We start from the raw sequence: 10,081 nt of genomic DNA on the forward strand, positions 1-10,081 counted from the left end.
TACGGTCGATGTTAGATGAAAACGTCTCGAATCGTGTTTAACGTGGCGACGACGCTGGCGGTTACGTTGGCGCTCGCCAAGGTGGCCGGATCGATCCAGTTCGCACCGTGGGCTACAAACGCCTTGGTCCGTTTTGCGGGGTTTTTCGGGGCGTACGGTGACGAGGGCGTCGAGGATGTTTATCTGGTTTCGTCGTTGCTGGTGTCGCTGATTGTGGCAGTAGCGGTTGTGTGTGGAGCGAATCGACTGTTCCGGCGTCCGAGTCGTGGGAATTGAAGATGCAGCTTGAATTGCTGGAACGGCCGTATCTGTCGGCGCAAGAGCTGGCCGACGTGGCTCGGGATATCAGGAATCTCTACTGGGTGATCCGCAATACTCGGCGCGGAATCCATGACGCGAAGCGACGGCGCGTGTATTACAAGATTGCCGAGCATAAAAAACGCCTGCTCATGGCAGGCGTGTCGGAGGAGATGATTTTGGGCTTGCTACGCTGTTGCCGGACGCATGATTGTCAGGGACAGGGCTGCTTTGATTGCCCGAATCGTCGCAGTCAGTCTACGTGCGATATTTGACATAATATCAATTATCAATATTTAACGTTGTAGTAGCTTTTAGAAATGTCGTGTTCTAGCTATTTAGAAATGTCGCGTTTAGACCTCGGTAAGCTTGCCGGCTCGCCGTCAGCTCATGGAGCCGGCGATGCCCCGAACAGCTCTGGTGACATTGAACATGCGAGAACTCGACCGTCTGAAGGTAATCCAGGCCGTAGCGGATTTGGGTCTGAAGCCTGGCCGCGCGGCCGAACGCCTGGGCCTGACGGTCCGGCAGATCGAGCGGCTGGTGATTCGATACCGGGAGTCTGGCGCGGTGGGCCTGACCTCGCGCAAGCGTGGCGGTCCTGGCAACCGGCGGCTGGGTGCGGAGTTAGCTCAGCGGGCCCTGACGATCATCCGGGATCGCTACGCCGATTTCGGGCCGACACTGGCGTGCGAGAAGCTCCGGGAATGCCACGGCATCCAGCTCGCCAAGGAAACGGTACGGCGGCTGATGACGGAAGCTGGTTTGTGGATGCCACGCCGGCAGCGGCCACCGAAGGTCTATCGGCCACGAGCACGGCGCGCCTGCCGCCGCGTTCGTCACCGACGCGCGATCGGTGTCGCCACCGATCATGCGAATCCGCGCGCGGCATCTCCTTCTTCGATTGCATCGGCCATACGCCGTGTTTCCCGTCGTCGATCCCCCATCTGCGATAACGGAATTTTAATCACTCAACCACGCGATCGACGGCGAATTCAATTTTAAAGCGTGAGCCGGGCTCCGCATTAAGCCCCGAAAGCGACCTGTCTCATTCTGAGACGAAAAATCGCCGCATTACCCTTTTTCAAGCGTCAATAATTCGACATCCGCAAAATAAATTCTCGATGTCGATGCTCAACCGCCCTCCTTCATCATAAATACAGCGCCCTCCCACATAATGGGATCGCCCGCGCAGTTCGGAAATCAGATAACCGGCTAGAGCCTTAATTCGAGATAACGAAAAATTAAAATAAATTACGCGCCGTATGCTACGGTTTACGCAAACCAAACAACTTTAAGAAAATTAACCATTTTTAAAACCGAGGGAAAATCAATGATTCCGCAAGAAACACTTTGATCGACCGCCACTTTCAAGACCATCGATTTCCAATCCGAAAGCCGTCGAATAAAGGCTGAAGGCATGCCGAGTCAGGTTCGGAGGGATGTCGTCCCTGACATGTGGGAGGGGGAGTTCAACAAACGTGGGAACGCTTGGCGATGCCCCATGTTTTCTCGTGGCGTTGCGTAATGGAACGCGCCGTATTTTCACGCGCGTCCCGTGCACGTCCATCGCGTCTTGATGCGCAAAGCGCATGCGATTTTCATGGGCGATGAAATGAGGGGCGGCGCATGCTCCGAATATCGATGCGCCAGATATCAGCTGGATTTGATTTTATTTCAACGGCCGATTCCGTGCGGCCTCGTTGGTCAATCACAAAACCGGGTCAAATATGAACCGAAGGGATTTAATTAAATTCTTGAGCTTCGCCGCCAGCGGAACCGCGTTTGCGGGGCTCGTCAGGTCGACTCTGTCGTCACCGGCCGCGTCGTCGATCACCGCAAGCCCTCGCACGCTCGACGCCGGCATCGGCATTTCGTCGCCGCAGGCGGTTCGCGCAGCCGCGCCGGTGCTGCCGCAAAAAGACACGGCCGCAGGCAGGATCGCACGGGCGGGTTTTCTCGCCACGCAAAGACTGAGTTACATCTGGACGGAACATGTGCCGACCGCGAGCGGCATTCCACTTGCGCTGGTCACGCCGCAAGATCTTCCAACCATTGAATGGCTGATCAAATTCATCGCGATCGTTGTGGGCGTCATCGAGAATTTTCTCGGCTCCGCACCCGCGACGGCGGTTGCCCTCTGGCGCGATCAGTTCGCCAAGATCAGGGTGGATCTGCTTTCCCTCGAAAACCTGTATTCGGATCTCACCCACGATCCGAACTTGCAAGACCCGGTTGCCATTGCTCAGGCAGCGAGCATTCAGGCGGCCTTGATCGCGCTGTTGGCGAACGTCGGCGTCTTGTCGAAGGACATCATTTCAAGATTGGGCGAAATCGTCTCCAACCACGACACTCGAAGCGAAGAGAACTTCAAGGCGCTGTTTTCCACCTTCCCGCTTCCCGACATCTCCGCCGCGTACCAGCGGGACGATCATTTCGCGTCTCTCCGGGTTGCCGGCCAGAATCCGGTGTTGATCAAGCGCATCTCCGGCTTGCCGTCGAAGTTCCCACTGACGAACGCTCAATTCCAGCAAGTCATGGGGCCCGCCGACAATCTCGTCAGCGCCGCCGCGGAGAATCGGCTGTATCTCCTCGATTACGTCGACAACGGTCTGTTGGCGACGTCGCGGGCCGTGGCCAAACCACTCACGGGCATCGGCTACTCCTATGCGCCCATCGCACTTTTCGCGCTGCCGAGGGGCGGCGCGTCCCTCGTTCCCGTGGCGATTCAATGCGATCAGGATCCCGCGACGAATCCCCTGTTCCTCCCTGCCGATCCCAGTCAGGAATCCGCCTATTGGGCGTGGCAAATGGCCAAGACGGTCGTTCAATGCGCGGAGGAAAACTATCACGAGATGTTTGTTCATCTCGCGCGAACGCACCTGGTGACCGGCGCGATTTGCGTCGCCACTCACCGGAATCTCGCGTCGACGCATCCGCTCTACGCGCTTCTGATGCCGCACTTCGAGGGCACTTTGTACATCAACGAACTCGCCGCGCTCACGCTGCTTCCACCGTTGATGTTCATCGATACGCTGTTTGCCGCGCCCATCCAGCAGACGCAACAGATGGTCGCAAGCGATCGGCTCGCGTTCGATTTCTACGATCACATGTTGCCCAACGACATCGAAATGCGCGGAGTCGGCGCGGCCAACCTGCCGGACTATCCGTATCGCGACGACGGCCTCCTGATTTGGAACGCCATCGCCGAATGGGCGAAGGCGTATGTCGATGTCTATTACAAGTCCGATCAGGATGTCGTCGATGACTACGAGCTCAGGTCCTGGGCCGCCGACATCATCGCCAACGGCAAGGTCAAGGGATTCCGGCCGGTGCGTTCGAAGGCGCAATTGATCGACGTGCTGACCATGATCATCTTTACCGCAAGCGCCCAGCACGCCGCCGTCAACTTCTCGCAGTCGGATTTTTCGACCTACGCGCCCGCGCTTTCCGCACTGCTGTCCGCGCCGGCCCCGACAAGCGCCGTGGGAAAAAGCAAGGCCGATTGGCTGAAGATGCTCCCTCCCCTCGTTTCAGGGATCGAGCGGGTTGCGATCTACGAGATCTTGGCGGGCGTCCAGCACAGCGCGTTGGGCCAGTATCGCAGCAACGTATTTCCATATCGGCCGCTCATCACGGACCCCGCGATCACCGGAAGCAACGGGCCGCTCGAGCATTTCCGACAGGCGCTCGGCGACGTCGAATCGCAGATCAACGCTCGCAACAGCATACGCAAGACGCCTTATGAATATCTGCTGCCGAGCCGGATTCCGGCAAGCACGAACATTTGATCCGCCGCTCGGAGGCGGGACGAGTCAACGCCCTCCTCTTCGCAACCGCATTCCCGGACGCGTCTCCCCGCAACGGGTTCAACACGCAATCTCATTTTGAAACGGTGATCTTCATGAAGCGATTCAACGCCCTTCTTTCACTTCTTTCCGTTGCCGCAGCGATCGGCGCCGTCAACGCACACGCTGAGGACAGCTATCGGGGATCGAGCTTCAGCGATGTGTGGAGCAAAGTGAAATCCGATCCTTACGCGAGCGGATATCCGCACTACAAGTCCAATATCGTCGATATGTATTCGCATGGCGACCAGCTCTACAAGGACGCGAAACGCACGCTGAACTCGTCCGAGGACTTCGTGGCGCCGACCCAGAAGCTCGTGCACCCGATCGGAATCTGTCTCGCGGGCACGTGGAACATCACGGCGGCGACCAAATGGACGGGCTATTTCAGCCAAGGCAGCAAGGGGCTGATCGTCGTGCGCGCGTCGGAGATCGGGGGCAACGAGAAGCGCAACCAGCTTCGCTCCTTTGGTCTGGCAGGCAAGATCTTCCCCACGCTCGATCCGAATCAAGTGGTCAAGACCGCGAATTTCCACGCGATTTCGAATGCGCCCGGCGCGCCGATCGCACACTTTCTCGACGCGAACCTGAATACGGACATCATCAACCTGAGTCTCATCGGCATTCCCTTGTTCATGGTGCAAGGTACTGCGATCGCCACGACGTTCGCGGCCGCGGAGTTGACGCCGGACCTCACGCAAGCCGCGATGCGCCAGCAGTATCCGGTCGCGCAACTCGGCGAGCCGGGCGATCAGCCACACCGGGCGCCGGTCTGGCTTCGGTTCGTCGGCTCCGCCGACGTTCCCCGTAACGACGGCGACGATTTCCGCGACGAATTGAACATCAAGAACTTTCCGAACGGACTGCGTTTCGACATCCTCGCGTCGGATGCCGGCATCCGATTTCCCGATTTAAAGACGTGGGTAAAGATCGGCTACATCGAATTGACCGATTCGGTCGTCAGCAGTACCTGCGACCGCAGCCTGCATTTTCACCATGCGCGCTGGGTCGGATTGCCGGCGGCCGTGACGGTCGGCGCCGGCACGCGGTGATCTTGAGCGGCAATCGATCTGACATTGGCTTGACTATGAGGAAATCACCATGAAATCGGCAATGACTCTCCTTCGGCTCCTGAGATTGGGCATCCTCCCATTGTTCCTCGCCGCGGCTTCGTCGCAGGCGGCGGCACAACAGCAGTTCAGCGACGACTCGCCGGCCAACGCGGCGGCGTCCAGCACGGAAGCCGGGCTTGCGATGCCCGCCTCGCGCGACAGAGTCGTGGTCAGCACCGACGGCGCGCGCATCGTCGCGCATGAGTACGGGTTGAGCGCGAGCGAAGCGCCCACGATCGTATTGGTTCACGGCTATCCGGACACGTCTCGGGTCTGGGATCAGGTCGTGGCCCGCCTGGCGCCGACCCACCACGTCGTCGCCTATGACACGCGCGGTTCCGGCGACAGCGAGCATCCGTCTCCCGGCCTGTTCAACGCCCCGTACAAGCTCGCACGGTTATCGGCCGACCTGAATGCGGTCATTGACGCGACGTCGAACGGCCAACCGGTTCATTTAGTCGGCCACGACTGGGGCAGCATTCAAAGCTGGGAATCTGTCGCCAAGGGAGCGGTGGCGTCGAAGATCGCTTCCTACACCAGCATCTCCGGACCGAGCCTGGACCTGGTCAGCCACTGGGCGCGACAATCGCTGCTCAATCCTTTTCAATGGGGAAACCTGATCAATCAGGCGGTCTCGTCTGCGTACATCATCGGCCTGGACTTTCCTGTCTTGCCCGAGGTGGCGTGGGCGACCGGGCTGCCGAGCGGCGTCCTGAATTTCCTCGTGATGCTGGAAGGCGGAACGCGCGAGCCTTACCAATCCGGAGACGGCGCGACGGCGCTCAACCTGTATCGGGCCAACGTCCTGGAACGACTCTTGTTTCCGACCTACAAGGACGTCGCCGTCAAGAAAATCCAATTGATCGTTCCGACCCGGGACTTGTACGTGAAGGAATCCACGGCCGTCGACTCGCTGAACGGCGTCGTCGCCGATCCGAGAATCACGCGCATCCAGGCCGGCCACTGGGTGCAACTCTCGCATCCGGACGAAGTGGCCCACGCGATCGCGAGCTTCGTTTCCCGCTGACGGCGAAGTCCGCGAACGGATCGGCATGGGCGAATCGCTCGCCCTATCCGTTTCATTCGAGATGGACGTCGCCTGAAACAAACGCGCGCGGCGGCATGTTCCGTGCCGCCTCGCGATCCCGTTCGACATACCGCTTCACATGACTGATTGAGGAAGACATCCCCGTGAATATCACACGCATTGCTTTGACGGCCGCCCTCGGACTTTTCCTCGGCAAGGGGGCGTTCTCCGAGGAAGCCGGATGGGTAAGAACCCAGACCATTTCTCCCCTGTCCGCTCCCGTCGACGGAGACGCGCGTTCGACGAACGGCAAATCGAGCCTCGCTGTCGCGGCGGAACGCGCGCCGCAGGTTCCGGCGGGACAGTTGTTCGATTTGCAGGTTCTCTTGAAGCCGAGCAACCCGGTTCCGTCCGACTCGACCGCGGCCGCCGCCGCGGCGCGGAAAGCCCGCTTTTCCGCCAAGGACCCGAATCGCTTTGCGCCTAGCCAAGCGCAAGTTGATTCCGTCGTTTCCTACCTGCGCCAAAACGGCTTCACGCATATCGAGGCGGCGCCCAATCGGTTCAGCATCCGGGCGCAAGGAACGATCGCGAATGTCTCGAAGGCGTTTCGTGTCGGCGTGAAGACTTTCATGTACGAGGGCCGTCCGGTGTTCGCCAACGACGATACCGTGCAGGTTCCGGCCAATTTGGGCGCGATCGTCGGCAACGTGCTCGGGCTGCAGAACATCTACTGAGTGTACGACGGGCGCGTTCGCAAGCGGGCTCGCGCACGATAGGCCGGCGGTCCGCACGAGCACGCTGAAGACCATTCGTGCGCTCCTGCCCGCTCGGATACCGGCCGTCCTGACGCGCATCGATCAACTGTGGAGAGACAGAAGACACATCGCAAAGACCGGACTTCGCTGCCGCACAGGAAAGCGGACCTTCAGGAATGGCTTTGACATGATGCGGATATCTGGCGGTGTTGCGTTCCGAGTCTTGGCGCGATCACTTCGGCGCATCACATGAATCTGCGGATGGCTGATGCACCGGTGTTGCCAACGGGGTTGCGGCGCAACGCAGCGCATCCGTCAATTCCTCGCCGAGAACTGAAAACAGCCGCTCAGCATGGCCATGTATAAAAAAGTGATCGCCGGGAAGGATCTCGACGCGAAAGCCGCCGGTCGTGTAAGTGCGCCACGACTCCACCGCCTCCGCGCTGTCCGGCTCGCCACTGCCCCCCAGTGCAACGATCCGGCAGTTCAGAGGGGGATGCGGTTCCGCCCGGTAAGTCTCGACCGCCTTGAAATCGGCACGAAGAATCGGGAGTAGCAATGTGATCACTTCGGGATGCGCGAGAATTTCAGGCGGCGTGCCGTTCATGCGTATCACCTCGTCCAGAAATTGATCGTCCGGCAAATCGTGTATCGGCCGCCGCTGCGTAGGCAGATGCGGAGCGCCGCGGCCGGAAACGATCAAACACGTCGGCTCCCGCAGGCGGCGGGCCTGGATGCGTGACGCCACCTCGAACGCCACGCTGGCGCCCATGCTGTGGCCGAACAGGGTATAGGGCCGGTCGAGCAGCGGCGCGATCGCCTCCGTCACCTCGTCGGCGATCCGGTCCACCCGATATAGCAACGCATCGCGGAAACGGCGGCCTCGCCCGGGCGGATGCAGCGGACGCACGTCGACCGTCGCCCCAAGCCGTGCCGGCCAGCCGCGGAACACGGATGCGCCGCCGCCCGCATAAGGGATGCAGAACAACCGCTGCACGGCGTTCACGGCCGACGGTGACGGCTCGATCCAGCGGCCGGCGCCGGCTTTCTCCGTCGATTCGAAGGTCACGGCACCACCCTCCGAATAAAGTCGGTGGCCTCTTTTACGGCCGCCTTCGCTTCGGGCAGATAAGGCGTCAGCGTGGGCCAGGCGTGCGGAAGCCGATGCCAGACCTTGAAGTCCACCGCGACGTCGGCAACGCGGGCCTTTTCCGCGACCCGCGCGGCGTCGTCCAGCAATACCTCCGTGTCGCTCGCCTGGACGAACAAGGGCGGCAAACCCGCATATTCTCCATAGAGAGGTGAAGCAATAGGGTGATCAGCAGCTGTGCCGCCCAGATAATACTGGGAAAAATTCGCTACGGCGGCTGCGGTCAGCATGACATCGGCTTCGTCATTCGCCTTCAGGGACGCGCCGGTCGCGGCCAGATCCGTCCACGGAGAAAACAATACCGCGCCAGCCGGCATCGGATCACCGGCATCGCGCAACGACAGCAACAGAGCAAGCGCGAGCCCCCCGCCGGAGGAATCCCCACCGATGACGATCCGGTCTGAAGATGCGCCATCGGCGAGAAGTTGCCGATAGGAGGCCAATGCATCCTCCACCGCGGCGGGAAACGGATGTTCCGGAGCAAGCCGGTAATCCAATGAAAAGGTGCGCGCGTCCGCCCCTTTGGCCAACGCACAGGCAATCGTTCGATGCGTGCGGGGAGAGCAAAAGCAATATCCTCCGCCATGCAAATAAATGACGATGCGGCGAAGCGAGTCGCGGCGAACCGGGTCCGCCGGTTCGATCCATTCGCCACATAGCGGCCGCGCGGTCATTTCGCGCACGCGCCAGCCCCGGGGAGGTTTCACGCCACGGCTGGACCATTTGGCGCTGTGCGCTCGCATGTCGTGAGCGGACAGCGCCGGTTTTCTGGTCAGGGACTTGGTCGTTCTACGCGATAGCCAGGAAAAGCACCAGTTTTGCCAACTCACGATCATGTTCCCGGTAGATGAAGAAAAATCGGTCGCTCGAAAAGTTGTCGTCCGAATGGACTCTCCGACGCATCAAGGAATGACCAGCTTTCGATGCGCGACGATGCCCGCGAGCGCACCGCTGCCCACGGCGAGCGCCACGCTGCCGCCTCGCTGCGTGGCGTCGCCGCATGCAAACACGCCCGGCACGGAGGTTTCCATGGAGTCGTCGGTACGGATATAAGGCCCCAGCGGCCCCTCTTCGATCGCACACCCCAATCGTTCCGCGACCGGACTCGACAGATGGGTGCGGTTCATGGTGAACAGGCCGTCGAGTGCGATGCGCCGTCCGTCGGCGAGCTCGACGCTCGCCGTATCGACGATGCGCGTCACCCGTTCGGGCTCGATCGCGACGCCTCGCTCGGCCAGCGCGTCGCGTTGCTCGTCGTTGGGCTCGAATGTCCCGTTGGTCAGGAGCACGGTCTTGCCCCAGTCCGGCATCAACAGCGCCAGCAGAGGCGAAATCGAGCCGTTCCCGAGCACGCCGATGCGCCCCTCGTTCAATTCGTAGCCGTGGCAGTACGGGCAGTGGTACACACTGCGCCCCCATCGTTCGACCGCGCCTTCCAGGTCCGGAATCTCGTCCACCACGCCGAACGCGAGCACCACGCTGCTCGCGTTGAAGTGCTGCCCCAAAGCACTGCGAAAAACAAAACCGGCATCGGCGCGTTCGGCGTGAATCACGGTGTCTTCCAGCCACTGCACGTTCGGATACGCAAGAAGCTGCGCCTTGCCGTTTGCCGCGATCTCGTCGGGCGGACGCCCGTCCTGCCCGATCAAGCCGTGCGAGACCGGAGAGAAGCGGTTGCGGCGCAAGCCGGCGTCCACCACGAGCACGCGCCGACGCGCACGGGCTAGCTGCATGGCGGCCGATTGTCCCGCATAGCTGCCACCGATCACGACGACATCGAAGTGCGTCGAGGAACGTTCGGTATTCATGAATGATTCATCCTTTGACAAGGGGAAAACCGCGATTGAGAAAAGCGGATGCGCGGCACCCGGCCGCACTGCCCGCGGGCG

At 60.7% G+C, this 10,081-nt stretch carries 9 protein-coding genes and 1 pseudogene; 7 read left to right on the forward strand and 3 right to left on the reverse strand.

The features are described from left to right. Positions 1 to 15 precede the first annotated feature (15 nt). The 7 genes and pseudogenes from BTH_RS24190 to BTH_RS35315 all read left to right on the forward strand — a co-directional run bounded on the left by BTH_RS24190 (position 16) and on the right by BTH_RS35315 (position 7,021). A complete protein-coding gene (locus BTH_RS24190; RefSeq protein WP_025369360.1) occupies positions 16 to 276 on the forward strand; it encodes a hypothetical protein in 261 nt (86 codons plus the stop codon). A gap of 2 nt (positions 277 to 278) precedes the next feature. Next, positions 279 to 572 carry a hypothetical protein gene (locus tag BTH_RS24195; protein WP_223297054.1) on the forward strand — a complete coding sequence of 98 codons (294 nt, stop codon included), beginning with the start codon at positions 279 to 281 and terminating at the stop codon, positions 570 to 572. Positions 573 to 699: 127 nt separating this feature from the next. After that, positions 700 to 1,125, forward strand: a pseudogene (locus BTH_RS32030) (helix-turn-helix domain-containing protein); the annotation flags it as partial. Positions 1,126 to 2,054: 929 nt separating this feature from the next. Continuing rightward, positions 2,055 to 4,088, forward strand: coding sequence for a lipoxygenase family protein (locus tag BTH_RS24205; protein WP_009891058.1), 2,034 nt, complete (start codon positions 2,055 to 2,057; stop codon positions 4,086 to 4,088). Between the two features lie 113 nt (positions 4,089 to 4,201). Next, positions 4,202 to 5,197, forward strand: coding sequence for a hypothetical protein (locus BTH_RS24210; protein WP_127446386.1), 996 nt, complete (start codon positions 4,202 to 4,204; stop codon positions 5,195 to 5,197). A gap of 49 nt (positions 5,198 to 5,246) precedes the next feature. Then, positions 5,247 to 6,284 (forward strand): alpha/beta fold hydrolase, encoded by a 1,038-nt coding sequence (locus BTH_RS24215; protein ID WP_011402341.1) that lies wholly within the window; start codon positions 5,247 to 5,249, stop codon positions 6,282 to 6,284. Between the two features lie 164 nt (positions 6,285 to 6,448). After that, complete coding sequence (locus BTH_RS35315) at positions 6,449 to 7,021, forward strand: protease pro-enzyme activation domain-containing protein (RefSeq protein ID WP_011402342.1); 573 nt, start codon at positions 6,449 to 6,451, stop codon at positions 7,019 to 7,021. Between the two features lie 253 nt (positions 7,022 to 7,274). Here the strand turns inward: BTH_RS35315 and BTH_RS24225 are convergent, their stop codons facing one another. The 3 genes from BTH_RS24225 to BTH_RS24235 all read right to left on the reverse strand — a co-directional run bounded on the left by BTH_RS24225 (position 7,275) and on the right by BTH_RS24235 (position 10,000). Beyond that, complete coding sequence (locus BTH_RS24225; RefSeq protein WP_009891068.1) at positions 7,275 to 8,111, reverse strand: thioesterase II family protein; 837 nt, start codon at positions 8,109 to 8,111, stop codon at positions 7,275 to 7,277. Then, positions 8,108 to 9,022, reverse strand: a complete 915-nt coding sequence (locus tag BTH_RS24230) for an alpha/beta hydrolase (protein ID WP_025369364.1) — start codon at positions 9,020 to 9,022, stop codon at positions 8,108 to 8,110. The genes BTH_RS24225 and BTH_RS24230 overlap by 4 nt, the downstream gene beginning before the upstream one ends. 72 nt (positions 9,023 to 9,094) lie before the next feature. Continuing rightward, entirely contained in the window at positions 9,095 to 10,000 is a 906-nt protein-coding gene (locus BTH_RS24235) for an NAD(P)/FAD-dependent oxidoreductase (protein ID WP_009891072.1), read from the reverse strand. Between the last annotated feature and the right edge of the window lie 81 nt (positions 10,001 to 10,081).

Source organism: Burkholderia thailandensis E264 (genome assembly GCF_000012365.1).
GTDB classification, from domain to species: domain Bacteria; phylum Pseudomonadota; class Gammaproteobacteria; order Burkholderiales; family Burkholderiaceae; genus Burkholderia; species Burkholderia thailandensis.